This window comes from Alistipes sp. cv1 (assembly GCF_900240235.1).
Classification (GTDB): domain Bacteria; phylum Bacteroidota; class Bacteroidia; order Bacteroidales; family Rikenellaceae; genus Alistipes_A; species Alistipes_A hominis.
Genome location: NZ_OEPW01000008.1, coordinates 56,964 through 81,625 on the forward strand (window position 1 = coordinate 56,964; position 24,662 = coordinate 81,625).

General features: G+C 55.4%; 21 protein-coding genes. 8 read left to right on the top strand and 13 right to left on the bottom strand.

All coding sequences use genetic code 11. The features are described from left to right. Nucleotides 1-231: 231 nt before the first annotated feature. A complete protein-coding gene (locus C1A08_RS11985) occupies nt 232-1,278 on the bottom strand; it encodes a linear amide C-N hydrolase (RefSeq protein WP_101573748.1) in 1,047 nt (348 codons plus the stop codon). A gap of 96 nt (nt 1,279-1,374) precedes the next feature. Beyond that, nucleotides 1,375-1,941 (bottom strand): ORF6N domain-containing protein, encoded by a 567-nt coding sequence (locus C1A08_RS11990; protein ID WP_101573750.1) that lies wholly within the window; start codon nt 1,939-1,941, stop codon nt 1,375-1,377. A 497-nt stretch (nt 1,942-2,438) separates the two neighbouring features. Here C1A08_RS11990 and C1A08_RS11995 point away from each other — a divergent pair, with 497 nt between their 5' ends. After that, nucleotides 2,439-3,050, top strand: coding sequence for a Panacea domain-containing protein (locus C1A08_RS11995; protein ID WP_101573752.1), 612 nt, complete (start codon nt 2,439-2,441; stop codon nt 3,048-3,050). Between the two features lie 598 nt (nt 3,051-3,648). On the opposite strand, the gene C1A08_RS12005 is transcribed toward C1A08_RS11995, so the two are convergent. Further along, entirely contained in the window at nt 3,649-3,837 is a 189-nt protein-coding gene (locus C1A08_RS12005; RefSeq protein ID WP_257937117.1) for a helix-turn-helix domain-containing protein, read from the bottom strand. A gap of 702 nt (nt 3,838-4,539) precedes the next feature. On the opposite strand from C1A08_RS12005, the gene C1A08_RS12010 reads away from it, so the two are divergent. The 3 genes from C1A08_RS12010 (at nt 4,540) to C1A08_RS12020 (ending at nt 6,611) form a co-directional block, all read left to right on the top strand. Further along, nucleotides 4,540-5,163 carry a hypothetical protein gene (locus tag C1A08_RS12010; RefSeq protein ID WP_101573756.1) on the top strand — a complete coding sequence of 208 codons (624 nt, stop codon included), beginning with the start codon at nt 4,540-4,542 and terminating at the stop codon, nt 5,161-5,163. Continuing rightward, entirely contained in the window at nt 5,156-5,668 is a 513-nt protein-coding gene (locus C1A08_RS12015) for a hypothetical protein (RefSeq protein ID WP_101573758.1), read from the top strand. The genes C1A08_RS12010 and C1A08_RS12015 overlap by 8 nt, the downstream gene beginning before the upstream one ends. 598 nt (nt 5,669-6,266) lie before the next feature. Continuing rightward, nucleotides 6,267-6,611, top strand: coding sequence for a hypothetical protein (locus tag C1A08_RS12020; protein ID WP_101573761.1), 345 nt, complete (start codon nt 6,267-6,269; stop codon nt 6,609-6,611). A 62-nt stretch (nt 6,612-6,673) separates the two neighbouring features. On the opposite strand, the gene C1A08_RS12025 is transcribed toward C1A08_RS12020, so the two are convergent. The 8 genes from C1A08_RS12025 to C1A08_RS13570 all read right to left on the bottom strand — a co-directional run bounded on the left by C1A08_RS12025 (nt 6,674) and on the right by C1A08_RS13570 (nt 15,892). Then, entirely contained in the window at nt 6,674-7,543 is an 870-nt protein-coding gene (locus C1A08_RS12025; protein ID WP_101573763.1) for an aldo/keto reductase, read from the bottom strand. A 209-nt stretch (nt 7,544-7,752) separates the two neighbouring features. Further along, nucleotides 7,753-9,465 (bottom strand): ATP-binding protein, encoded by a 1,713-nt coding sequence (locus C1A08_RS12030; protein ID WP_055203317.1) that lies wholly within the window; start codon nt 9,463-9,465, stop codon nt 7,753-7,755. A 1-nt stretch (nt 9,466) separates the two neighbouring features. Continuing rightward, on the bottom strand, nt 9,467-10,588 hold the full coding sequence (locus C1A08_RS12035; RefSeq protein WP_055203319.1) for a sensor protein KdpD: 1,122 nt from the start codon (nt 10,586-10,588) through the stop codon (nt 9,467-9,469). Nucleotides 10,589-10,591: 3 nt separating this feature from the next. Continuing rightward, nucleotides 10,592-11,326, bottom strand: coding sequence for a hypothetical protein (locus C1A08_RS12040; RefSeq protein WP_081032515.1), 735 nt, complete (start codon nt 11,324-11,326; stop codon nt 10,592-10,594). Between the two features lie 67 nt (nt 11,327-11,393). Next, nucleotides 11,394-11,987 (bottom strand): K(+)-transporting ATPase subunit C, encoded by a 594-nt coding sequence (locus C1A08_RS12045; protein ID WP_101573765.1) that lies wholly within the window; start codon nt 11,985-11,987, stop codon nt 11,394-11,396. 18 nt (nt 11,988-12,005) lie between these two features. Continuing rightward, on the bottom strand, nt 12,006-14,039 hold the full coding sequence (kdpB, locus tag C1A08_RS12050) for a potassium-transporting ATPase subunit KdpB (protein ID WP_055203323.1): 2,034 nt from the start codon (nt 14,037-14,039) through the stop codon (nt 12,006-12,008). Between the two features lie 13 nt (nt 14,040-14,052). Beyond that, entirely contained in the window at nt 14,053-15,750 is a 1,698-nt protein-coding gene (gene kdpA / locus C1A08_RS12055) for a potassium-transporting ATPase subunit KdpA (RefSeq protein WP_101573767.1), read from the bottom strand. Nucleotides 15,751-15,772: 22 nt separating this feature from the next. Continuing rightward, nucleotides 15,773-15,892, bottom strand: a complete 120-nt coding sequence (locus C1A08_RS13570) for a potassium-transporting ATPase subunit F (protein ID WP_194285235.1) — start codon at nt 15,890-15,892, stop codon at nt 15,773-15,775. Between the two features lie 493 nt (nt 15,893-16,385). Between C1A08_RS13570 and C1A08_RS12065 the strand changes: the two genes are divergently transcribed. Next, nucleotides 16,386-16,883 (top strand): Dps family protein, encoded by a 498-nt coding sequence (locus C1A08_RS12065; protein ID WP_055203329.1) that lies wholly within the window; start codon nt 16,386-16,388, stop codon nt 16,881-16,883. 116 nt (nt 16,884-16,999) lie between these two features. Here C1A08_RS12065 and C1A08_RS12070 read toward each other — a convergent pair whose 3' ends face one another. Then, on the bottom strand, nt 17,000-18,334 hold the full coding sequence (locus C1A08_RS12070) for a sigma-54-dependent transcriptional regulator (protein ID WP_101573769.1): 1,335 nt from the start codon (nt 18,332-18,334) through the stop codon (nt 17,000-17,002). Between the two features lie 304 nt (nt 18,335-18,638). On the opposite strand from C1A08_RS12070, the gene carB reads away from it, so the two are divergent. Beyond that, entirely contained in the window at nt 18,639-21,863 is a 3,225-nt protein-coding gene (gene carB, locus C1A08_RS12075) for a carbamoyl-phosphate synthase (glutamine-hydrolyzing) large subunit (RefSeq protein WP_101573771.1), read from the top strand. 217 nt (nt 21,864-22,080) lie between these two features. Here the strand turns inward: carB and C1A08_RS12080 are convergent, their stop codons facing one another. After that, on the bottom strand, nt 22,081-22,896 hold the full coding sequence (locus C1A08_RS12080) for a glycerophosphodiester phosphodiesterase (protein ID WP_101573773.1): 816 nt from the start codon (nt 22,894-22,896) through the stop codon (nt 22,081-22,083). Between the two features lie 176 nt (nt 22,897-23,072). On the opposite strand from C1A08_RS12080, the gene C1A08_RS12085 reads away from it, so the two are divergent. Together C1A08_RS12085 and C1A08_RS12090 are read left to right on the top strand one after the other, a co-directional pair. Then, entirely contained in the window at nt 23,073-23,639 is a 567-nt protein-coding gene (locus C1A08_RS12085; protein ID WP_101573775.1) for a Crp/Fnr family transcriptional regulator, read from the top strand. 93 nt (nt 23,640-23,732) lie between these two features. Then, nucleotides 23,733-24,662: an EamA family transporter gene (locus C1A08_RS12090; protein WP_101573900.1), complete on the top strand. Its 930-nt coding sequence runs from the start codon at nt 23,733-23,735 to the stop codon at nt 24,660-24,662.

Consider the following 24,662-nt stretch of genomic DNA (forward strand, 5'->3'; position numbering starts at 1 on the left):
ACGCCGTACGGTCCGCTTCGACATTTACACTTCGGTCGATACAAAACAACGTCTTGACAAATATAGTTTTTTTATTTGAAAAAAATAATATCGGGAATAAAATATTTCGTGCGCTGCGATCCGGGAGTTCGGCGGTCGTCGCGTTTACGGCCAATGTCTTCTGCCGAGTGGCGTACTGTCGGCGGGAACGCTTGTCCGCAGCGGCGGGGATTGCCGCCGTTGCGGGCGTTTTCAACCGATTCCCTGAAATTCGAACGGGGCCGCGTCGCGGAACCGTTCCGCGGCGTTTCCCGCATAGGTTTTCCCGGAGACCAGATCCAGCATTTTGACCGGCGCTCCCGGCACGAAATCGACGTCCCTGAAATCGACCCAGAACACGTTCGGATAGAGGGTCGATTCGAAGAAGTACGTCAGGTTCTTTTGATCCGAGACGGTTCTCCAGCGGGTAGACGAGATGTTCGGCTCGTTCGGCGTGCTGATCCCCAGCGGGACGGACGTATTGCGGATCACGCTGAATACGGAGGCCAGGGCCGTGCGCGTGTCTTCGGTTTTCGGGATGGCGTTGATGTAGAACGAGGCGCGCACGAAACGGTCGGCCGCCCGGTTGGTTCCGGGCAGGAAGACGGTGCCGCCGATGGTTTTCCAGTAGTCGTCGAGGGCCAACTGCTGTTCGAAGACCGGCGAGTTCGTCATCACCTGGTACGACTTGCTGTGGTGGACGATCAGTTTCCCGCCGATGTATTCGAAGATCGCGTTGTCCCCGCCGGCGTCCGAGACGGAGAGGTGCAGCGTAGCCATCCGGGAGCCGTCCGGCATCAGGTCGGACGCCACGTCGAAGTCGTCCTTCGCCAGCGCTTCGACCGCTTCGTCCACGGTGGCGAAGTTGTCCAGCACGTACTGTGTCCAGGCGGCGACCGAGAGCCCCGGTTTCCGGCCGTCGCGGGCCGGGTATTCCGACTCGGCGAGCCACAGCAGGTTGGCTACGAGTCCTTTTTCATTCATGCCGTCGGTGGTGCAGATGTCGTAGGCCGACGTGATCACGCTGCCGTATTTGGAGACCCATTTCAGCGAATTGCTTCCGGCCTGGCCGTTTCGCTCCATGCCGCGCGGGAAGATCCACAGGTTGCTGCGGGGGTCTTCCTTCCAGTCCATCGTGCGTCCGGTCACTACCGTCCGGTTCGTTCCTTCGTAAACGACGCGGGTGCATGCGTCCGCGTATTCGGGCCCGCCGGCTGCCAGGAGCAGCCCCGTGCCGAGTAAGATTGTGTATGCTTTCATAAATTTTCGGTTCGATTCGGGGCGTACGTGCGGTACGCCCGTCGTAACCGAAGCAAGAAACGAGCCAGCGCCGGCGCCGCGCGGCGCCGGGAGAAATTATTTTTTGTCCGTTTTGCGGAATCCGGCGATGCGTTGGGTTTGCAGTTCGCAATTCTTGCGGGCGAGTTGCGACAGGGCGAAATAGATTTCGTCTGTTTCGCGGCGGCAGTCTTCGCTCAGGTCGTTGATCGCTTCGAGCGTTTCGTCCGACGTTCTCTCCAGTTTTTTTACCCGGCAGTGCAACTGGTTGAGTTCGGCGGCGATGTTTCCGTTCAGCAGGAAGGCCCGCATCGAGACGAACGCCCGCATGACCCTGATGTTCATGTCGATGGCTGTGTCGCTGTTCAGCACTCCCGAGAGCATGGCCAGTCCCTGTTCGGTGAATGCGTTCGGTAATTTGCGCGTGCCTCCCCAACTTGATGTCACAATTTGTGATTTCAAGCTGTCGAACTCTTCTTGAGTTATCTGGAACATGAAATCGGGCGGGAACCGTTTGGCGTTCCGTTTTACCGATTGGTTCAGTGCGCTGGTGCTGACCTGGTACAGTTCGGCCAGATCGAAATCGAGCATGACTTGTTGTCCTCGGATTTCGTAGATTTTGTTTTTGATAGTTTCTAATTCCATAAGCTTGGGTATTATGCTTCTACAAAGTTAGCGGTTGTGGTTGGTTTTCAATGGGGAAAAGAATCGTTTTTGCAGAAATAGTAGCGTAAATCGGCGTTATTATAACAAATAAGGAATAAAAAAGATGCCGGACCGTTTCGAATCGCGGTTTTTTTCGTAAATTTATGAAACTGCCTAAGCCGGACGTGGACCGAAATGCGAAGATTTTTCGTACTTATCCAATTCTCGTACTCTGCCGGGTTTGCCAGAATTCGCGGGCAGAGTGGGCAACCGATCATTCCGGCGGATTGTTGCCTTGGCGCGGATCGTCCTGATCCGCGCCTTTTTAATTATATGATCCGCAACCATTGCCTTCGATTTTATGTATATTTATTATACGTGTATAAATAAAAACAATTCTTGTGCAAAGATATTTTGAAATATATCGTTATATTTGTACGTAAGTTGTATTGCTTTTAGAAAAAAGACGTATCTTTGCGCCCTTAAAAATTTGACCTATGTTTAGGAAAGTCTTGAATGACAAGATAGGTAATTTACTTGTATATCTTGCGCAAAACATAAGTGACTTGTCTATGACGAAGGCATTGAAGTTACTTTACATTATTGACGAGACTTCAATGAAAGAAAGCGGTGTGCCTGTAACGTGGCTGGAATATAAGGTGTGGGAGAAAGGTCCGGTCGCGCAAGAGATATATGATGAGATCAGAGATGATGTTTTAGGGAATAATAAAAATATATCTTTACATAAATATATAGGTATAAAAACGGCAAAAAATCCGGTTAATTCGACTTGCGCGGATGCAAGGTATATCAAAGCGAAAAGGAGTTTTGACGACAGTGAGTTTACCGATTACGAGATGTCTTTGATAGAAGGTATCGTAGCGAAATATAAATCGTATACCGTTCAGCAATTGATAGATCTGTTGCATACGGATAATTCTTTGTGGTCTCAGCAGGTAAAGAAGAATAAATTGGATTTCAAGTTGCAGGGAGGACGTTCCAATTATTCCATTCCGTTGAATGATTTATTAAAATCCAAAGAAGAGAAACAGCAGGTGTATATGTCTGCTTACGAATCTCTTTTGTTCGAGGAATCCATTGCGAAGTAATTAATTTTGTCAGACATGGTCTTTGAGGCGGGATGCATCGTACACATCAAGAATTATCAATTCGAGGACGGCAACGGTCAGAAGGATAAGTTTTTATTGGTCGTAGCCGTAGATAGCGAGCATCTGACATTTATCAGAACATTGACTACGTCGAAGCAAAAATTGCCTGATAATAAGGTACGTCACGGTTGCTGTAACAGTGTGGACCATGTGTTTTCATTTTATATTTTTGAACAGGGCAGGGAGATCTGCAAAAACAAATATTCTTTTCCGAAGCATACGTTCGTTTATTATCAAAATAATGTTTTGGAACTTTCGATGACCGATTTCCTTGCGAGGCGGTACGATATGGAAATAAAAGGTGTATTGTCCGACAGCGAATACAGAAGATTTATAAAGTGTATGAAGAATAGCAAAGACATCAAACGGGGAATTAAGGCGAAAATAAACGATTTGGTTTCAGTTTAATGATTTTAGGAGGTCTGTTTTTAAATAGTCGTTTCTCTAAAAAATCCTTTCGATAGATTATCCGGCTTTTTTGTTAAAATAAAAACAGGGGTTGATTGTCAACTCCTGTTTTGTGTGTTTATACTTGCGTTTATTCTTTCGGCGGATAGTTCATCGGGGCGAAAAACTCGTCGAGGGTGAGGTTGTAGAATTTGCAGAATATCGAAAGCGATACTACGGACGGAACGTAACTGCCATTCTCGAAATGAGGAATATCCAGTTTTGTATTTTCGACGACATACTCTTGTGAGTGTTTATGACTGTTTCGCAAATCTTTCATTCGCTGAATAATCATGCCGGTTAGTATTTCGTCTGTCCTTTTGGGCTTCCTGGTTTTCATAAATACAAAAAAATGGGAATAGTCCCATTTTTATGCTGTAAATATTTACATTATAAAATCTTGTTTTGTATATTTGCCACAACGACTTAAATTTTAAATGCAGAAATTATGCTAAATTTGCGATATCAGAATACGGCTTAGACCGTAGCGTAAAATTGTAAAGGTTAAGACAAACCTTTATGCCGGCGGTAAACATAGGAACTGTTGTAGATAAAATGTAACACTGCGACAGGTTTAGTGTGGCGTAAACTTTGTCTGAAACCTGAGTCATGCCCCGGTACGAGTTACCGGGGCGGGGCTTGGGCGTAAGGGCAATTACCACACATGGCTTCCTATGGCCGACCGTCGGAAAATTGCACCTGCGTCCTTGCCTTTTTTTGTGCCTTGTCCGAACGGGCTTCCCTCTCTCAAACCATACTTACAAAGCTGCCGCTTTGTCCGCCGCGCGGACTTTCTCCCTGCGGTCGAAAGTCCTTATTGAGCGGTGCGGCGGGGCCTTCGGCGCTCGGACTGCCGTTTTTGTAAAAACGGCGCAAAAACTTTCCGGAGAAACTGCGTTTCTCATGGAGCGCGCCGGGCGGCGGTCTTTCTTCCGGTCGAATATCCTGTTACCCTCTTTCAAATCTTATAAACCGAAAAACGATGAATCCCCGAAATCTGGAAACTTGCTGCGAATTTATCGGGCGGCACTTCAACGTCCGTTCCGAAGACGTTCCGCGCCGGATACTCCGCATACTCCGCGTCCGGCACGGCGACCGCCCCGACCTGAGCCGGCCCCGTTTCGCCCCGGTGCGCGAACTGATGGACCGCTTGCTCGCGCGTTACGGCCGTCGCTTCGGCGTGACCGTCGAGGTGCTCGGCCCCGACGACTACTGCCGTTTGCTGCGGTCGGAGGAGTGCGCGTCATGCGCGTACCGCTTCACCGAGTACCTGTTCGACGGCCGCCGCCGGATCGTCTACCTGCAGGAGTGCGACTACCTCGGCATGATCGTCACCTTCCTCGACTATGTCGATGCCGTTCTGCGCTCGCGCCGGCTTTTCCGCCGCCCCGTCCGCAACATCCGGCTGTTCGCCTTCCACGCCTATCCGCCGCGCTTCACGGTGCTCGAAAACCGTTACCGGGACGGCAGTCCGTTTGTCCGGATCGGCGACAGCTACGCGATGCACTATCCCGGCGAACTGGTGCTGTTCCGCACGATCCTCGGCAGTCATCTCCCCGACCTGCCGTCCCAAAACGCCCGGAGTCGGGGCCTGCGCCATGCGTAGCCGGGAGACGGCTCTCGGGGCTACGATCCGGTTCTTCGAGCGGTACGCCGGGATCGACCGGGCCGGTAAGACCCATAGACCAAGCGGGCCGGGCCTGCCGGACGGCGGGGTGGGGGTCTTGCCGGACGCGGTTCCCGACCGCCTGCTCGGGGCGTGGATCGCGGATGACGTGTGCGCCTGCGAAGCCTTTTTCATCGAAGGCAAGACGAAGTCGGAACCGTGCGGGCTGCCGGAGCGGGGCGCGCTGCCCGTGTTCGCATTCGCATACGCCTGCGGACTCTATTTCGCCCGGGGCGGGAGGCTGGCGGACGTTCCCGAACCGGGCAGGCCGGAGGTGTGGCTGCTGTTCCTGCAATTCCAGACGGTGCTGCGCCTGGTGCGCGCCGCCCGGATTCGCGGGGTGTCTCCGCCGCCGGTGGACGTGTTCGGTTTCGAGCGGTATCCCGAGACGGTGCGGCGGCTGAAAGCCTGTGTCGAGGGGGCTGCGACGGACGCGCGCGGCTGAAGGGCCGGCGCAGCTCGGCGCGTCGTCCGGGGCGGTCTTCGCCCCGGAGCCGGACGCGCGTTTTCGCCGGAGAGAGTCTCGCGTCGCCCAGCGCGGCCGCCGGGCCGGAATCGATCTCCGGACCGAGTCAGAGCGTCCTGTGAGCCGGATTCTGAAAAACGCGATTTCTGTCCGGGGATGCAGGACGGTACTGTTTTTGATGTCGTTCGGGATAAGTCGCTGAAATTGTCTGAAACGGACAAAAAACAACGATTATAACAAAAATTTGTCTATTTTTGGACACGGTAAGAACTCAAAACCAACCAGGAGAAGATGAAATAGACATACATTGAGGTGACTCGATTGCTGTATCTGGTACTGAAAATCGCCAAATTCATTCTACGCACAGATAACAGGAGAGACTCGTGCATACGTGAGTATAGCACGGATTCTGCTTGTTTTTGTGTAGGGCGTTTGGCGATGCCTCAGTACGGAGCTTGCGGGTTCCGTGCTTTTTTTTGTTTTTGGTCCAAGGGGGTGTGTCCGGGGGCGGTTTCGGGTTATAAGTGGACGATATAGAATTAGTTATAATAGTTGTTTAACGAATAATCAGTGAGTTATGGTTGTGCTGAAACATGGTGAGTTGTATCTATTCTCTTCCACGGAGGAACCCTATGAGGACGCTTTCGGCGTTTTCGAGTGTATCGACGGCGGATATATCCTGCTTCGGGTGATGTTCAACGGCCGGGGAATGTCGCGGAACTGCTGGCTGCCGGACGCATACCGGATCGTCCGGCAGGCGACTCCGAAAGAAACGGGTTTGTTTCAGGAGATTGTCGTTCGTATCTCTCGCGGCCTGGATTTCTTGAAGGTCATGAGTCCCGAGACCTACCAGTTGCAATTGATCGTCAGCGAATTGTTTTCCCGGCAGGATGCCGAGGGAGGAGGACGGGCCGTGCAGTAAAAAAACGTATGCGGACGCCGGCGATCCGGTGTCCGCATACGGGCGCGCCCGGTGCGACGGGGTTACATCCGGAACGTGTCCGGGTCGAGTCCCGAACTTTCGCATTTTATGTGCGTGATGAAATTCATCTCCTGCGAGCTGAGTTCGAAGTCGAACAGTTGCGCGTTCTCGACGATCCGCGACGGCGTGATGGACTTCGGCAGCGGCAGGATGCCCCGTTGTAGGTGCCATCTGAGGACGATCTGCGACACGCTCTTGCGGTGCTTGGCCGCGAGCACGTCCAGTTCGACGCTTTCGAACAGTCGTCCCTGGGCCAACGGGCCCCACGCCTCGACGAGAATGTCCCGCGCCCGACAGTACTCGACCGTTTCGTCCTGGGGCATACCCGGGTGCAGTTCGATCTGATCGACCATCGGCGCGATGTCGGCCTTTTCGAGCAGCGCGTCCAGGTGGCGCGGCTTGAAGTTGCTGACGCCGATGGCGCGCACGCGCCCTTCCCTGTATAGTTTTTCCATCGCCCGCCACGTTTCGCGGTTCAGTTGCTGCCAGTCGTCGTCGTGCTTTCTCGGGATCGGCCAGTGGATCAGGTACAGGTCGAGGTAGTCCAGTTCCAGGTCGGACAGGGTTTTGTCGAATGCGTGCAGCGTCGTTTCGTAGCCCTGCGCGCTGTTCCACACCTTGCTGGTTATGAACAGCTCTTTGCGGTCGGTGCCGCACTTGCAGATGGCTTTGCCGACGCTCTTTTCGTTGCCGTAGACGGCAGCCGTGTCGATATGCCGGTAACCCGCATGGACGGCCTCGATGACCGAACTGACGGCCGTTTCGCCGTCCGGCGTCAGGTAGGTGCCGAAACCGACGCAGGGTATTTGCACGCCGTTGCTCAGCGTAAACGTGTCTTTCAGCGATTTGAATGATTCTTTCGGTGATTTCATAATGCGTTGTATTTAGTCTGTTCCCCCGTTTTTTCTGCATAACCCGTGCCGTTCCGGACGGTCGCGCCCGATTTCCGCCGGACGGCTTTTCCCTTCGTGTTTCCGGCCGGGCTTTCGCCTGCGTTTCTTCGCGCCGGCGTCCGGCGGTTCTGCGCTTTACCGGGCGGTTTCAGTCGTTTGCGCGTCCGGCGGTCGCTTTTCCGCGGCGGTCAGACGGGCAGCGTGATCGTGAACCGGCTGCCGTGCCCGATCTGGCTCTCGACGCCGATCGTGCCGCCGTGCGCCTCGACGAACTCTTTCGAGATAGCCAGTCCGAGGCCGCTGCCCTGCACTTTCGTGCCCGGCACGCGGAAGTAACGGTCGAAGATGCTCTTGTGGTAGCGCGGGTCGATGCCGCGTCCGAAGTCCTGCACGAAAATATCGACCTTGTTGTCGCGCTGCGCCGCGCCGACGATGATCCGCGCCCCTTCGGGCGAGTGGTGGATCGCGTTCGACAGCAGGTTCGTGACCACCCAGGCGATTTTTTCGCTGTCGATGAACAGCTTCGCGATCTTTTCGGGGTATTCGACTTCGACGAAACAGCCGAAACGTTCGGCCAGCACTCGCGTCGCCGCCACCGCGTAGTCGATCAGTTCGATCGGTTTGGTGACCTTCGGCATCAGTTGCAGCTTGCCCGTCTCGATCTGGGTCAGGTTCAGCAGCTCGCCGGTGATGCCGAGCAGCCGGTCGCTGTTTTCGCGGATGCTCTGCGCGAGGGCTTTCTGCTCGTCGTTCAGCGGCCCGAGCCGGCTGTCTTCGAGCAGGTGCAGGCTCATCATGATCGACGCGATCGGGGTTTTCATCTCGTGCGAGACGGTCGAGATGAAATTCGTTTTGGCGGAATCGATCTCCTTGTATTTGGTGATGTTGTTCAGGATAATCATATTGCCGATGAAACTTTTCTTCTTTTCGCCGACCGGCGTGACGTACAGCGGGATGTTTTCCATTTGGAAATAGCTCTCCTTGTTGTCGGCGTAGATTTTCAGCGGCTCCTTATTCGGGTCGTCCGAGTAGAGTTCGCGGATCAGCCGCCGCAGCAGGTCGTTGTTGAGCGCCACTTCCGTCGCGTTGCGGCCGACGGCCTCTTCGGGCTTCAGATTCAGGATCGTGAACGCTTCGTCGTTCATGAACAGGATCTTTTTATCCGGGTCGAGACCGATGATCGGTTCGTGCAGGCTGTTGACGACCGCTTCGATTCGCTTTTTGGCCATCATCAGGTCGTCCAACGTGCTGCGCTGGTATTCCGACAGTTTTTCGGCCATGTTGTTGAACGATTCGGCTACGGCGCGGAACTCCTTGTTGCGGCTGAAGTCGAGACGTTTGTCGTAGTGGAAATTCGCGATTTCCATAATCCCTTTTTTGAGTTCGCGGATCGGCCGGACGACGGCTTGCGGGAAGCGGATCAGCAGCACGAAGGCGATCAGCGCGCACAGGATCGCGCTGACGGCGATCCGCAACATAGCGTCCTCGGCGGTCGTCCCGGCCAGGCGGCTCTTTTCGCGGATGGCCGTCATGTTCAGATCCATGATCTTGTACAGGTCGCTGCGGATCTCCAGGATCTTGTCCAGCGTGACCGAATCCGACAGTTTGTCGATCTTCGAGCTCAGGTTGTCCGTCACGCGGAATTCGTCCGATTCGGTGATATTCCTGCGTTGCAACGCGAGGTTATCCAGCAGTTCGGTCATCGACGTCGAGTCGAAGGTCAGGCTGTCGAGCGCCGTCATCATGCTGCGGGCGTAGTGCAGCGAGTTGTAATTGTCGGTCAGGATGTTCCCGGAGGCCCGCGACAGGTCGAGAATATAGCCTACGGACTGGATGCCCAGCAGCAGGATCATGGCGAACAGCGCGCCGATGCCCAGCGTCAGTCTTCGTTGAATCAGCATATCAGGATAATATTACGAGGTCGATACTCAGTCGATACAGTTTGTTGAGCAGACGCCGGAAAAAGAAAGCCGTCCTTACCAGCGAAAGTAGCGTAAATTTCGGTTGGGCGATGCACACCGTACTGATTTTTTGTTTGGAGCACACGTCCATGATGCTTTCGATCACGCGGTCGGAATGCACCTGCAACACTTCGCCGCCCAGTTCCGACGCCAGTTTGAAGTTGTTGATCAGGTAACGCTGGTTGGCCAGCGGGATGCGGTCGGCGCTTTCGCGCGGAGTTTGCACGTAGAGTACGGCGAATCTGGCGTTGTAACGCGTGGCCAGCCGGGCGGTCTTGCGGATCACGCGGCGCGGCCCTTTGTCGCCGCTGTCGATTACCGCGAGGAATTTTTCGTGGCGCACGCCGAGGTTTTCGGATACTTCGTTCTCGACTTTCTTTTCGACGCGCAGCGCGACTTCTTTCAGCGCCAGTTCGCGCAGTTGCAGGATGTTCTCCTCTTTGAAAAAGTTGTCCAGCGCGACCTGCACTTTCTCCGGCTTGTAGATTTTGCCGTCTTTCAGCCGTTTGATCAGCTCTTCGGCCGTCAAGTCGATGTTCACTACTTCGTCGGCCATCGCCAGCACGCTGTCCGGGATGCGTTCGCGGATTTCGATGCCCGAGACGCGCTGCACCTCTTCGTTGAGGCTTTCGATGTGCTGGATGTTCACGGCGCTGATGACGCTGATCCCGGCTTCGAGGATTTGCAGCACGTCCTGCCACCGTTTGGCGTGCTCGCTGCCCTCGATGTTCGTGTGGGCCAGCTCGTCGACGATGACGATCTCCGGATGGGTGTTCAGGATGCCCTGCAGATCCATCTCTTCGAGTTCTTTGCCTTTGTAGAACAGTTTGCGACGCGCAATGACGGGAAGCCCCGACACCAGGGCTTCGGTGTCGGGACGTCCGTGCGTTTCGATATAGCCGATCTTCACATCCACGCCCACTTCGAGCAGTTGGTGTGCCTCTTGCAGCATCCGGTAAGACTTGCCTACGCCGGCGATCATACCGATGTAGATTTTGAATTTGCCCCGGTGCGAACGCTTGATCAGATCGAGGAAGTGCTGTACGCTCTGTTTTTGATCCATAAATTAATCCAGCATAATTGAGAATCCGCCTACAAAGTTAACATCATCTTTGGCCGGATTCCATATCAGCCGCGTAAAAATCGGCAGAGAGAACGAGTCCGAGAAACGGATCGCCTTGGTCGCTCCGACCGTGACGTTGCAAACTGCGAATCCGGAAGTGCCGTACATATTCTCGGTGGCCCACGGCGTAAATCCTACCGCTGCGATCATGTCCACGCTTTTGACTGCGAACGGATACGAAATTTCCGCATAGGTCGAGTAGTTCTGCCGTCCTTCGTCGTCGCGGTCGGCGCCGAACAGCATCGTGTTCCAGGCCAGCGTCAGCGGGAAACGTTCGCCGAAACAGTAAGCTCCTCCCACTTCGATCATGTGCGGCGAGTCGGCGCCGAAACGGAAGTATTTTTCGGTGTAACGTTCCGATGAGGGCGTCCAGTAATAGTCGGTCAGCGAGAGGGTCAGTCCGCCCAATGTGTAGGCGGCCGTCAGGTCGGCTTCCTTGTAGTCCCCGGTAAAGTCGGCCGATCCCCATGCGGTCAGCGAGAAATCGCCCGCCGTCATGCCGAGCGTCGGTTGTATGCTGGCGTTGGCGTTGTACGAGCCGCGCCAGATGTAGCTGCTGACGAAATCGGCTCCGACTTTGACCCGTACGCCTTTTTCCTGAGCCATTGCGCAGTCTGCGAGCAGCATTCCGGTCAGTACGGCAAATAAAACGATTGCGGTTTTAAATTTGTTTTTCATGGTCGATTTGTTTTAAAAGTCGGGTTGTTTTTAAATTGTTTTTAATTCGAATGGTTTGCCGGAAGTCTCACAGCGTGCCCGTTTCAGATGCGGCCGCCGGTTTCAGCCGGTCGAGGGCTACGTTCAGTTGCAGTACGTTTACCTTCTCGGTTCCGAAAAGACCCAGCCAGGGTTTTTGGATCGTCTGCCGGATCAGTTCCCTGACGGTCTGCTCGGAAAGTCCGCGGGCTTCGGCCACGCGCCGCGCCTGTACGTAGGCTCCGGCCGGGGAGATGTCCGGATCGAGTCCGCTGCCGCTGGCGGTGACCATCTCGGAAGGCACGTCCTGCCGCAGCAGGTACGGGTGAAAGGTCAGGAAGGTGTCGATGCGGGCTTTTACTTCATCGAGGTATTCGGGGTTGGTCGTAGCCTTGTTGCTGCCGCCCGAACCGCTCCCGTTGTACTCGACCGCCGAAGGACGGCCCCAGAAATAGGTCGCTTTCGTAAACGATTGTCCGACGTTTGCCGCTCCGACGATTCGGCCGTTTTCGGTAACGACGGCCGCCCGGCCGCCGTTCGGCCCGGCTATGCTGCCGACTCCCCACAGGATCAGGACGTAACCCACGCCCAGCAGCGCGCAGAACGCGAGCGTTATTTTGATGGATTTCCAGAATGTTTTCATGATTTTCTTTTTTACGGGTTAGAAAAATACGCTGATCAGCAGGTCGATCAGTTTGATTCCGACGAACGGGACGAGCACGCCGCCCAGGCCGTAGATGAACAGGTTGCGCCGCAGCAGCGCCGATGCGCCGATCGGTTTGTACCGCACGCCGCGCAGGGCCAGCGGAATCAGCAGCGGGATGATGACCGCGTTGAAGATTACGGCCGACAGGATCGCGCTTTGCGGCGAGTGCAGGTGCATGACGTTCAGCGCTTCGAGCGATGGGATCGAGGCGATGAACAGTGCCGGGACGATTGCGAAGTATTTGGCTACGTCGTTGGCGATGCTGAATGTCGTCAGCGTGCCGCGCGTCATCAGCAGTTGTTTGCCGATCTCGACGATCTCGATCAGTTTGGTCGGGTCGTTGTCCAGATCGACCATGTTGCCGGCTTCTTTGGCAGCCTGCGTGCCGCTGTTCATCGCTACGCCCACGTCGGCTTGCGCCAGCGCCGGCGCGTCGTTCGTGCCGTCGCCCATCATGGCGACCAGCTTGCCGCTCTGCTGCTCGCGGCGGATGTACTCCATTTTGTCTTCGGGTTTGGCTTCGGCGATGAAGTCGTCCACGCCGGCCTTTTCGGCGATGTATTTTGCCGTCAGCGGGTTGTCGCCGGTAACCATGACGGTCTTGACGCCCATCTTGCGCAGGCGTTCGAACCGTTCGCGGATGCCCGTCTTGATGATGTCCTGCAGTTCGATGACGCCGATCACCCGTTCGTTTTCCGATACGACCAGCGGCGTTCCGCCGTTTTCCGAGATCAGCGTGACGAGTTTCATGATTTCGTCGTCGAACCGATTTCCGGCCCCCTCGACGATCCGGCGGATCGATTCGAAAGCGCCTTTGCGGATTCGCCGGCCGTCGGCCAGGTCTACGCCTGAACATTTCGTCTCGGCGGAGAAACGGATCATCCGCGCGCCGATCGTGCTCAGTTCGTGCACGCGGCGGCCCTGTTCGCGCCCCAGTTCGATGATCGATTTCCCCTCGGGCGTTTCGTCGGACAGCGACGAGTACATGCAGGCCTCGACGAACCGACCCATATCCATCTCCGGTGCCGGGTAGAATTTGGTCGCCTTGCGGTTGCCGATGGTGATGGTTCCCGTTTTGTCGAGCAGCAGCGTGTCGATGTCGCCGGCCGTTTCGACGGCCTTGCCCGATTTGGTGATGACGTTCGCACGCAGCGCCCGGTCCATTCCGGCGATTCCGATCGCCGACAGCAGTCCTCCGATCGTGGTCGGGATCAGGCAGACGAACAGCGAAATGAACGCGGCGATCGTGATGTTGGCCCCCACGTAGTCGGCGAAGGGTTTCAGCGTGGCGCAAACGATCACGAATACCAACGTGAACCCGGCCAGCAGGATCGTCAGCGCGATTTCGTTCGGCGTTTTCTGCCGCGAAGCGCCTTCGACGAGCGAAATCATTTTGTCCAGGAAACTTTCGCCCGGCATGGCGGTCACCCGGACGCGGATGCGGTCGGACAGCACTTTCGTACCGCCCGTGACGGAGCTTTTGTCGCCGCCGGCCTCGCGGATTACCGGCGCGCTTTCGCCGGTAATGGCGCTTTCGTCGATCGAGGCGAGCCCCTCGATGATCTCGCCGTCGGCCGGGACGATGTCGCCCGCCTCACATTCGAAGATATCGTTTTTTTTCAGCGCGTTGCTGCTGACGATACGAACGGTATTGCCGTTGACCAGTTTGGCCGGGGTCTCCTCGCGCGTTTTGCGCAGCGAATCGGCCTGCGCTTTGCCGCGCGCTTCGGCGATCGCCTCTGCGAAATTGGCGAACAGCAGCGTAATGAACAGCACGACGAAAACGACGAGGTTGTATCCGAACGACCCCTGGGTCGTATCCCCCGAAATGAGGATGTAGAACAGCAGGACGAACATGACGGCCGTGACGATCTCGACGGTGAACATGATCGGGTTTTTAATCATCGTCCTCGGATCGAGTTTGCGTACCGATGCACCGAGACTCTCTTTGATGAGCTGTTTATCGAACAGCGAATTGGACTTATTCATGGTTTTCAATCGTTTATTTGCTTAAATAATCGGCGATCGGACCCAGCGCCTGCGCCGGGAAAAATGCCAGGGCGGCCACGATGACGATCACGGCGAAGGTCATCAGCGCGAAGGTTGCCGTATCGGTTTTCAGTGTTCCGGTGCTTTCGGGTATGTATTTTTTCGAAGCCAGCAGTCCGGCGATCGCCACTTGTCCGACGATCGGGAAGTAGCGGCCGAGGATCAACACGATCCCGCAGGTGATGTTCCAGAACGGCGTGTTGTCGCTGAGTCCCTCGAAACCGGAGCCGTTATTGGCTGCGCAAGAGGTATACTCGTAGAGCATTTCGCTGAATCCGTGAAACGACGGATTGTTGAGCCAAGCGCCGGCCAGTTCCGGATTTTGCGCCGCCAGGTGGGAGGCCAGCGCCGTGCCGACCAGGATAATCAATGGATGCATCAGTACGACCATCGTCGCGATCTTCATCTCCCGCGCTTCGATCTTCTTACCGAGAAATTCCGGCGTGCGGCCGACCATCAGCCCGCTGATAAAGACGGCGATGATGATGAAGGCGTAATAGTTCATAAAGCCGACGCCCACGCCGCCGAACCAGCAGTTGATCTGCATGTTCAGCATTTGCAGCATACCGCTCAGCGGGGTCTGGCTGTCGTGCATGCTGTTGACCGAGCCGTTCGACGTGACCGTCGTGGTCATGCCCCACATCGCTGATGCGGCCGACCCGATCCGGATCTCCTTGCCCTCCATGCTGCCCATATCCTGCCGGATCTCCATAGCTGCGATTTGTTTGCTGCCGCCCATCTCCTGGTCGACCGACACGGCGATCCCGACCACGTAGGCGAACAGCATCACGCCGAAGATGCTCCAGGCCAGCTTACGGCGTTTCAGGTAGAAGCCCAGCGCGAAGACCATCGCCATCGGAATGATCAGGATCGACCAACATTCCAGAATATTCGTGAAAGCGTTCGGGTTTTCGAGCGGATGGGCCGAATTGACGCCGAAGTAGCCGCCGCCGTTCGTGCCGAGTTGTTTGATCGGGACGATCGCGGCGGTCGGGCCCTGGGAGATCGTCTGTTCGGTTCCTTCGAGGGTCGTCAGCGTTTGTTTGCCGTCGAAGGTCATCGGCGTGCCGTTCAGGATCAGCAGGATGCCGACCAGCAGCGACAGCGGCATCAGGATACGGGTCGTGCTTTTGACGAGGTAGACCCAGAAGTTTCCGATCGTCCGGGTCGTTTTCGCGGCCATCGCCCGGAAAACGCCGGCCAGCGCCGCCATGCCGCAGGCGGCTGTGATGAACTGGAACAGCATGATGACGAACAGTTGCGTGAAATAGGTCAGTCCGGTTTCGCCGCTGTAATGCTGCAGGTTGCAGTTCACCAGGAAGCTGATGCAGGTATTGAACGCCTGGTCGGGCGTTTGGCCCGGGTTGCCGTCCGGGTTCAGCGGCAGGACGCCTTGGGCCACGAGCAGAATCATGCCCCACAGGAACCAGAACAGATTGACGGTCAGCAGGGCCCGGAGGAACTGTTTCCAGTTCATCTCCTCGTGGGGATTGATGCCGGAAAAACGGTAAATCCACCGTTCGACCGGAGCCATGAAGTCGAGCGGCGTTTTTTCTCCCTTATATACTTTTGCGATGTAGCGTCCGAGCGGGTAACTGAGCGCGATCAGCAGCGCCAGTTGCAAGACGACGCCTGAAATTTCCGTATTCATTTACTTTTAAGGATTGGTTTCGTTAAAATTGTTCGGGTCTGACCAAGACATACATCAGGTAGCCGAAGATCAGGATGCTGAGGATAAACAGTACTGTAAACATGGTCGTCGTTTTTAGATTTTGTCGAACAGGCCGATACATTTGAAGAAAAAGCAGAAGCAGAGACCGCCTGCCGCACACAGTAACAGAAACATCAAAATTTCATTCATACTCGATTGATTTTAGTAATTCGTATTCGTGCCGTTTTAAAGCGAACCGGATGCCGTTTCTTTGAGCGTTGTATGTATTGTTTTGATATGTAGTTGTTTATGGTTAGGAGTCGTCCGGATGCGTATTAGAGAACCCTACCGAAATGAAAGGGTGCGCTTTCCAAAACGGAAGGATTTTCAGGGAAGCTGCGCACGTTCGCCGCCGTTCCCGGATGCGGAAAACGGTGTTTCGGCAGCAGGATTGCACCGTATTTGCAGGTCTTTCCGGAAACGGGCGTTCCGGCGTACCGGGCAGGTGCCGGGAAACGATAGTATTTGATTAAATTATAATTATATAAAAATTATTGATTTGATTTATATTTAAATGCATATTATCTTTGTCTCAAGAAAAAAGAAAACGAATAACCATCTAAAAAATAAAAATTATGAAAACGTTGGATTATCTTCATCTCGAAGCCGGGGCTGCCGGTAAAGTAGTTGTATCGCTTCAGCAGTTGCTGGCCGATTTTCAGGTTCATTACATGAATCTCAGGGGTTTTCACTGGAACATCAAAGGACACGGATTTTTCGTGCTGCATGCGAAGTTCGAGGAGCTGTACGACGATGCGGCCGAAAAAGTGGACCAGATCGCCGAACGCATCCTTCAGCTCGGCGGAGTGCCTTCGAATAAGTTCAGCGAGTATCTTAAAGTGGCGAAGATCGCCGAAGTGGATCATGTTTCCTGCGGCGGGGAGGCCCTCGAACACATACTCGATACTTACGGGTATCTGATCGGGGAGGAGCGCAAGGCGTTGTCGGTTGCTTCGCAGGCCGGAGACGAAGTGACGGTTTCCATGCTGACCGATTACCTGGCCGAACAGGAGAAAATGGTCTGGATGCTCACCGCATACGCTGCCGGCAAGTCTTCCTGCTCCGGGAAATAGTTTCCGGATCGACGAAATAAACAGCGGGACGGGAAATTCAGATTTCCCGTCCCGCTGTTTTTGGAAAGCCTCCGCCGTTCGATCCGGATCGAACGGCGGAGGATATTTTCAGGTATTTACAATCCGTATTCGTCGATTTTGCGGTAGAGCGTCGTAACGCCGATTCCCAGCAGGCGGGCCGTTTCGGTTTTGTTGCCGCCGGTGTAGCTGAGTATTTTGGCGATGTGTTGTTTTTCGATCGCGTCGAGCGAGGTCGGCGGAGCGTCGTTCCCGTCGGAGCCGTTTTCACGTTGGAATTCGATCGGCAGATCCCCCACGCGCAGCGTCGTGCCTTCGGCCATAATCATGCTGCGCTCGACGACGTTCCGCAGTTCGCGCACGTTACCGCGCCAGGCGTGCCGTTTCAGCAGGTCGAGATAACCGGGATCGACGGCGTCGATCTTTTTTCCCATTTTTCCGGCGAAAATACCGGCAAAATGGCGGACGTACTCGTCGATGTCGGAGGGCCGCTCCTGAAGCGACGGCAGCCGGATCTGGAAAACCGACAGCCGGTAGTAGAGGTCTTCGCGGAAATTGCCCGTCCGGATCTCTTCGGGCAGGTCGCGGTTCGTCGCGGCGATTACGCGCATATCGACCTTTCGCGGTTTGGTCTCCCCGATTTTCAGGAATTCGCCGCTTTCGAGTACTCGTAACAATTTGGCTTGCAGATCTATCGGCATCTCGCCGATTTCGTCGAGGAAGATCGTGCCGCCGTCGGCCTCCTCGAACAGTCCTTTTTTGTCTTTGGCGGCGCCGGTGAAGGCTCCGGCCCGGTGGCCGAACAGTTCGCTTTCGAGCAGATCTTTGGCGAATGCCGAGCAGTTGACCGCCACGAACGCTTTCCCCCTGCGGCCGCCTTCCCGGTGGATGGCCTGTGCGAAAACCTCTTTGCCGGTGCCCGTTTCGCCGGTGAGCAGTACCGAGGTGTCTGTGGCCGCGACCTTGCGGGCCAATTCAACGGCGTCTCGCATCGCTTTCGACGAGCCGATGACCGCCTCGAACGACGGAGCCGTTTCCGGCTGCCGTCCGGCGGCGGATTTCCGTTGCGCTTTGGCTTTTTCCATCGCGCGGCTCAGCAACGGGATGATCTTCGGATTGTCGTCGCCTTTGGTGATGTAGTCGAACGCGCCGTTCTTGATCGCCTGCACGCCGTCCGGAATGTTGCCGTAGGCGGTCAGCAGGATCACTTCGGCATCGGGCGCGATCGCCTTGATCCGGCCGACCAGGTCGACTCCGTTGCCGTCCGGCAGTTTGACGTCGCACAACACGACCTCGGGGCGCGTGCGTTCCAGTTGGCGGAGTCCCGCCGCACAGTTTTCGGCCTGAATCACTTCGTATCCTTCCAGGCCGATGATGCGCGCCAGCAGGCCGCGCAACTGCCGTTCGTCGTCGATGATAAGTACCTTGTCCATATGCCGGATCGGATTTATTTTTTCGCAAAGGTAAAAAAAAGGAGGAACTATTTTCCGGCCGGAATCCGTTGGCGCGCATTTAGAGTCGTTCGTTTTTATTAATACGTTGATATGTAGTGTTATATGCTGAAATGAAATCCGGCGGGGCGATTCCGGAGGCTCCGGTATGTCCGGCGCTCGGGCTGCGATCCTCCGGATTCCGGTTGCCGGACCGCCGAAAAAAGTGGCCGTCACAGACTTAATAATTCGAAAAAACGCCGTACATTTACGAAATTTTTAGGTCGACTTTAAACATCTTTAACCTATGTCAGTAAACAAAGAAATCAAAAAAGTCATTGTGCTCGGCTCGGGAGCATTGAAAATCGGACAGGCGGGAGAATTCGATTACTCCGGTTCGCAGGCGTTGAAGGCGCTGAAAGCCGAAGGAATTTCAACGGTGTTGATCAACCCGAACATCGCTACGATCCAGACTTCGGACGGAGTCGCCGATCGGGTTTATTTCCTGCCCGTAACTCCTTATTTTGTCGAGGAGATTATCAAAAAAGAGCGTCCCGACGGCATTTTACTGGCATTCGGCGGACAGACGGCGCTGAACTGCGGAACGGAATTATTCCTCAGCGGCACGTTGGAGAAATACGGCGTGCAGGTGCTCGGAACGTCGGTCGAAGCGATCATGACGACCGAAGACCGCGACTTGTTCGTAAAGAAACTGAACCAGATCGAAGTCAAGACCCCGGTCAGCCAGGCTGTCGAAAGCATGGAGGCGGCCATCGAGGCGGCCAACCGGATCGGGTTCCCGGTGATGGTACGTTCGGCCTATGCGCTGGGCGGCCTGGGCAGCGGCATATGCAGCAACCTCGATGAGTTCAGGACGCTGTGCGAAAGCTCGTTCGCCTATTCGAAGCAAATACTGGTCGAGGAGTCGCTGAAGGGATGGAAGGAGATCGAATTCGAAGTGATCCGCGATAAGAACGACCACTGCTTCACGGTGGCCAGTATGGAGAACTTCGATCCGCTGGGAATCCACACCGGCGAGAGCATTGTGGTGGCCCCGACCTGTTCGCTGGACGACCAGGAACTGGCCTTGTTGCAGGAACTTTCCAAAAAGGTGATCCGCCACATCGGGATCGTCGGCGAATGCAATATCCAGTACGCGTTCAACTCCGAGACGGACGACTACCGCGTGATCGAGGTGAACGCCCGGCTGAGCCGTTCGTCGGCGCTGGCGTCGAAGGCTACGGGCTATCCGCTGGCGTTCGTGGCGGCCAAACTGGCCCTGGGCTATACGCTCGACCAGATCGGCGAGATGGGAACGCCGAATTCGGCTTACGTGGCCCCGTCGCTCGACTACCTGATCTGCAAAATCCCGCGTTGGGACCTGAGCAAGTTCGCCGGCGTTTCGCGCCAGATCGGATCGAGCATGAAGTCCGTCGGCGAGATCATGTCGATCGGCCAGTCGTTCGAGGAGATCATCCAGAAAGGACTGCGGATGATCGGGCAGGGGATGCACGGATTCGTCGGCAACCGCGACCTGGAATTCGGTAACCTCGAAGAAGAACTGTCGCATCCGACCGACCTGCGTATCTTCGCGATCGCCAAGGCGTTCGAAGAAGGTTATTCGATCGATCGGATCTACAACCTGACCAAGATCGACCCCTGGTTCCTCGGCAAACTGAAAAATATCCACGACTATTCGCTCGTGCTGAGCAAGTACGATAAGATCGAAGACGTGCCCGCGGCCGTACTGCAAGAAGCCAAGCGGCTCGGTTTTTCGGACTTCCAGATCGCCCGCTTCGTCGAAGACCCGGACGGCAATATCGAGAAGGAGTCGCTGCGCGTCCGCGCCGTCCGCAAGAAGAACAATGTGCTGCCGTCGGTCAAAAGGATCAATACGGTTGCTTCGGAAAATCCCGAGCTGACCAACTACCTCTATGTGACTTACGACGGGACGGAGCACCAGGTTCCTTATTTCAAGAATGAAAAATCGGTCGTCGTGCTCGGTTCGGGCGCTTACCGGATCGGCAGTTCGGTCGAGTTCGACTGGTGCTCGGTGAATGCCGTGCAGACGGCCCGCAAGCTGGGTTACAAGTCGATCATGATCAACTATAACCCCGAGACCGTTTCGACCGACTACGATATGTGCGACCGGCTCTATTTCGACGAACTGTCGTTCGAACGGGTGCTGGACGTACTCGACCTGGAGATGCCTAAAGGCGTGATCGTTTCGGTGGGCGGACAGATCCCGAACAACCTCGCGATCCGGCTGCACCGCCAGGATATTCCGGTGCTCGGCACGTCTCCGCTGTCGATCGACCGCGCTGAAAACCGCCACAAGTTCTCGAGTATGCTCGACCAGTTGGGCATCGACCAGCCGGCCTGGAAAGAGCTTTCGCACATGGATGAAGTGTACGACTTCGTCGGCAAGGTAGGCTATCCGGTGCTGGTGCGTCCGTCGTATGTGCTTTCGGGCGCGGCGATGAACGTATGCTACAACGCCGAGGAACTGGAGACGTTCCTGAAGCTGGCGGCCAAAGTGTCGAAAGAGTATCCGGTGGTCGTGTCGCAGTTCTTGCAGAACGCCAAGGAGATCGAATTCGACGCCGTGGCGCACAACGGCGAAGTGGTCGAATACGCGATTTCGGAACATGTCGAATTCGCCGGCGTCCACTCGGGGGACGCCACGCTGGTATTCCCGGCGCAGAAGATCTACTTCGAAACCGCCCGCCGCATCAAGAAGATCGGTCGCAAGATCGCCAAAGAGCTGAACATCAGCGGCCCGTTCAATATCCAGTTCCTTGCGAAGAACAACGACGTGAAGGTGATCGAATGTAACCTGCGCGCGTCGCGCAGCTTCCCGTTCGTGTCGAAGGTGCTGAAACGCAACTTCATCGAGACCGCGACGCGGATCATGCTCGACACTTCGTACGAAAAACCGGACAACACGAATTTCGATATCGACTGGATCGGCGTGAAGGCGTCGCAGTTCTCGTTCTCGCGGTTGCACAATGCCGACCCGGTGCTCGGCGTGGATATGTCGTCGACCGGCGAAGTGGGTTGCATCGGCGACGATTTCAGCGAAGCGCTGCTGACGTCGATGATTTCGGTCGGGTACAGTATTCCGAAAAAGGCCGTGATGGTCTCCTCGGGCGACACCCGTTCGAAGGTGGACTTGCTGGACGCCTGCAAGATGCTGCAGGACAACGGCTACGAGATCTATGCGACCGGCGGAACGGAGAAATTCCTCGCCGAGCACGGCGTGAAGGCCGCATGTGTGAGCTGGCCGGACGAAGGGAAGGCGGACAACGTGATCCATATGATTTCCGCGCATAAATTCGACCTGGTCATCAACATCCCGAAGAACCACTCGCACCGCGAGCTGACCAACGGCTACAAGATCCGCCGCGGCGCGATCGACCACAACATTCCGTTGATTACCAACGCCCGTCTCGCGAGCGCCTTCATCGAGGCTTTCTGCGAAATGAAGGAGAAGGATATTCAGATCAAGAGCTGGCAGGAATATAAGTTGTAATCCTTCCCCGTTTCCGTACCGAGACGTTTAAACGGGGGAATGCGGGGATTTCTTTTAGAATGGTGCAACAAGTCAATTACCGACTTGTTGCGCTTTTCTTTTTGTGATGAGGTAACGAATAGGCAATAGTTCTGTTCTAAATTACAGTCGCTATGCGGATGCAACGCACGTTCGGTTATCCCGGCGGATCATTCTTCCGAAAGGGAGAAGCGACCGGTCAATGCTCCTGGAAATAAAGGGTGCAGGCTTCCGGACGGTCGGTGTTGATGATGTCGATGCCGAGTTCGCGGAACGTTTCCCAGGCGTTGACGGTGTCCGGAGACCCCCAAAACCGGATAGGTTTCCCCGTTTTGTGGGACTTCGCCACCAGACTTTCGATTACCTGCCGGTCTTCGGCGGAGAGCGTGTCTGCACCCCCTTTCCATTTCGAGTAGCGGAAAAACGGCTCGCTGATGAAAGCCACCCGTTCGAGCTGCTGCGGCGTATAGTCCACGTCGATGAATCCGTCGAAAGAAATAAAGCGGGGATACTCCCCGAAAGCCTCAGGGTCGGGCCGACTGCCCGAGATCACGATCCTCACAGCGTACGGATTTACCGAAGGATCGAACACTTCGGGATGTCTTTTCAACTTGGCGATCAGCCGGTCAATGGTCGGGTGCAGCGGAGTTTTCAGGTCGATCATCAGCGTGAGCACCTGCTCCGAACCTCGCCAGGGGCGTCCTTCGTTTTGCCCGAATAAAAAGATCAGCGGTTCGAGATACATTTCATCGAGCGAAAGCGCCGAATCGAGTTCGTGAGGATCGTGCGCCACCAGCAAGCCATCGGAAGCAGGAGCCGCATAAATATCCGCCTCGATGGTATGCACCTGCTGGGAATAAGCGCGGTAAAAAGGAATATTTTTCTGGTAATCGTTGTGGGAATGGATAAGTACCGTTTGCTTCCCGGAATAAGACGAACATAAGAAGGCCATGAAAAATATCAGTCCTGCTCGACCGAAAAAAACGGAACGGGTATTCGAAAATTTGCGAAGCATAGGAGTCGTTTTGATAATTAATATATGGTTTACAAGAGCAAAGATAGAAATTAATAATATGCAATGCCGTGAAAAACAAGCGCAGGCCGTCTTTTTTCGTTTGCCGGAGAATGAAAATCACCGGTAGCTCCGGGGATCGGGAACGAATCGCTATCTTTGTGCCGAACGGCAGGGATATGGAAGAATTTATCAAAAAAATGCGGGAAGCGTACCCGGTTTCGGACGGTGCGTTGCAGTTGTTTCTGCGGCATACCGAGCGCGTCACGCTGCCGAAGGGACACCTGTTGATCCGCGACGGCGTGGTCGAAAAGTACAGCTATTTCATCGTGCGGGGATTCGCGCGCGGATTCCTGTATCGGGACGGGAAGGATGCGACGATCTGGTTTGCGACCGCCGGCATGTCGCTGTTGTCGATGAACGCCTACCTGTTTCGCTCGTCCGGATACGAGAACGTCGAACTGCTCGAAGAGTGCGACCTGCTGAAAATTTCGAACGAGACGCTCGACGGGCTTTTCGAGAAGGAGGTCGAACTGGCCAACTGGGGCCGGCGGATGTCCGACCGCATCATCCTGCGGATGGAACGGCTGTTCGTCGAGCGTTATTTCCTGACGGCGGCCGAACGTTACCGGCTGCTGGTCGAACGCGAGCCGGAAATTCTGCAAAAAGCTCCGTTGCGGGATATCGCCTCTTACCTCGGCATTTCGCAGGTTTCCCTGAGTCGGATCCGCGCCGGCGTACAATAGATTCCCCCGAAAGTTCGTTTTTAACATTTGTTAACCGGAAACGAAAATTTTTTACGGACTTTTGCGGCCTGTAAGATCAATCGGGTGATTCGTATGAAACAATTCAAAGGCATTCTGCTGGCGATGATCTCGTCGGCGACGTTCGGGATGATTCCGCTGTTCGCACTTCCTGTGATCCGCGGCGGCATGGGGGTCGATTCGGTGATGTTTTACCGCTTTGCGCTGTCGTCCGCGGTGGTCGGAGCCTATCTGCTGCTCCGGCGGGCGGACCTGCGCGTTACGCTCCGGGAATTCGGCGTGCTATTCGGATTGGGGGCGCTGTACGCTTTCACGTCGCTGCTGCTGACGATCGCTTACCTGTATATTCCGAGCGGGGTCGCCACGACGATCCATTTCCTGTATCCGCTGCTGGTCGCCGCGATCATGGCGTTGTTTTTCAAAGACCGGATTTCGGTGTCCGTGATGGTCGCCGCGCTTGCGGCCGTCGCCGGCGTGTGGCTGCTTTCGGGCGGAACGGATGCCGCGGTCGGGATGAAGGGGCTGACACTGGCGCTCGCGACCGTAGCTACGTACGCCGTTTACATCGTCGGCGTCAACAAATCGTGCGTGCAGCATATGAAGGGACTCAAAATGGTGTTTTTCATCCTGCTTTCGGCAACGATAATTTTCGCCGGGAACCTGTTCGTAAAAGGGGAAATTCCCGAATCCATTCCAGACTGGTCGGCTGCCGTCCACCTGATTTTGTTGGCTCTGATTCCCACTTTGGTATCCGATTTGACGTTGGTGTTGGCCGTACAGCGGATCGGTTCGACGACGACCGCGATTCTCGGTTGTCTCGAACCGTTGACCGCCGTCGCGCTCGGGATTTTTTTCCTCGGCGAACGTTTCGTCGCGGAACAGTTCGCCGGCGTCGCGCTGATCGTGGCAGCGGTCGTGACGGTGATTCTCGGCGGCCGGCCGGGGCGGTTCTCCGTCCGGCGGCTGATTCCGGACTTTTTGTCGAATTTTTATAAAGCGAGGTGA

Bases quoted from the DNA above. Each gene is read 5' to 3' on its own strand.
- C1A08_RS11985 (WP_101573748.1), bottom strand. From the start codon at position 1,278: ATGAAAGCATACACAATCTTACTCGGCACGGGGCTGCTCCTGGCAGCC.
- C1A08_RS11990 (WP_101573750.1), bottom strand. From the start codon at position 1,941: ATGGAATTAGAAACTATCAAAAACAAAATCTACGAAATCCGAGGACAA.
- C1A08_RS11995 (WP_101573752.1), top strand. From the start codon at position 2,439: ATGTTTAGGAAAGTCTTGAATGACAAGATAGGTAATTTACTTGTATAT.
- C1A08_RS12005 (WP_257937117.1), bottom strand. From the start codon at position 3,837: ATGAAAGATTTGCGAAACAGTCATAAACACTCACAAGAGTATGTCGTC.
- C1A08_RS12010 (WP_101573756.1), top strand. From the start codon at position 4,540: ATGAATCCCCGAAATCTGGAAACTTGCTGCGAATTTATCGGGCGGCAC.
- C1A08_RS12015 (WP_101573758.1), top strand. From the start codon at position 5,156: ATGCGTAGCCGGGAGACGGCTCTCGGGGCTACGATCCGGTTCTTCGAG.
- C1A08_RS12020 (WP_101573761.1), top strand. From the start codon at position 6,267: ATGGTTGTGCTGAAACATGGTGAGTTGTATCTATTCTCTTCCACGGAG.
- C1A08_RS12025 (WP_101573763.1), bottom strand. From the start codon at position 7,543: ATGAAATCACCGAAAGAATCATTCAAATCGCTGAAAGACACGTTTACG.
- C1A08_RS12030 (WP_055203317.1), bottom strand. From the start codon at position 9,465: ATGCTGATTCAACGAAGACTGACGCTGGGCATCGGCGCGCTGTTCGCC.
- C1A08_RS12035 (WP_055203319.1), bottom strand. From the start codon at position 10,588: ATGGATCAAAAACAGAGCGTACAGCACTTCCTCGATCTGATCAAGCGT.
- C1A08_RS12040 (WP_081032515.1), bottom strand. From the start codon at position 11,326: ATGAAAAACAAATTTAAAACCGCAATCGTTTTATTTGCCGTACTGACC.
- C1A08_RS12045 (WP_101573765.1), bottom strand. From the start codon at position 11,987: ATGAAAACATTCTGGAAATCCATCAAAATAACGCTCGCGTTCTGCGCG.
- kdpB (WP_055203323.1), bottom strand. From the start codon at position 14,039: ATGAATAAGTCCAATTCGCTGTTCGATAAACAGCTCATCAAAGAGAGT.
- kdpA (WP_101573767.1), bottom strand. From the start codon at position 15,750: ATGAATACGGAAATTTCAGGCGTCGTCTTGCAACTGGCGCTGCTGATC.
- C1A08_RS13570 (WP_194285235.1), bottom strand. From the start codon at position 15,892: ATGTATCGGCCTGTTCGACAAAATCTAAAAACGACGACCATGTTTACA.
- C1A08_RS12065 (WP_055203329.1), top strand. From the start codon at position 16,386: ATGAAAACGTTGGATTATCTTCATCTCGAAGCCGGGGCTGCCGGTAAA.
- C1A08_RS12070 (WP_101573769.1), bottom strand. From the start codon at position 18,334: ATGGACAAGGTACTTATCATCGACGACGAACGGCAGTTGCGCGGCCTG.
- carB (WP_101573771.1), top strand. From the start codon at position 18,639: ATGTCAGTAAACAAAGAAATCAAAAAAGTCATTGTGCTCGGCTCGGGA.
- C1A08_RS12080 (WP_101573773.1), bottom strand. From the start codon at position 22,896: ATGCTTCGCAAATTTTCGAATACCCGTTCCGTTTTTTTCGGTCGAGCA.
- C1A08_RS12085 (WP_101573775.1), top strand. From the start codon at position 23,073: ATGGAAGAATTTATCAAAAAAATGCGGGAAGCGTACCCGGTTTCGGAC.
- C1A08_RS12090 (WP_101573900.1), top strand. From the start codon at position 23,733: ATGAAACAATTCAAAGGCATTCTGCTGGCGATGATCTCGTCGGCGACG.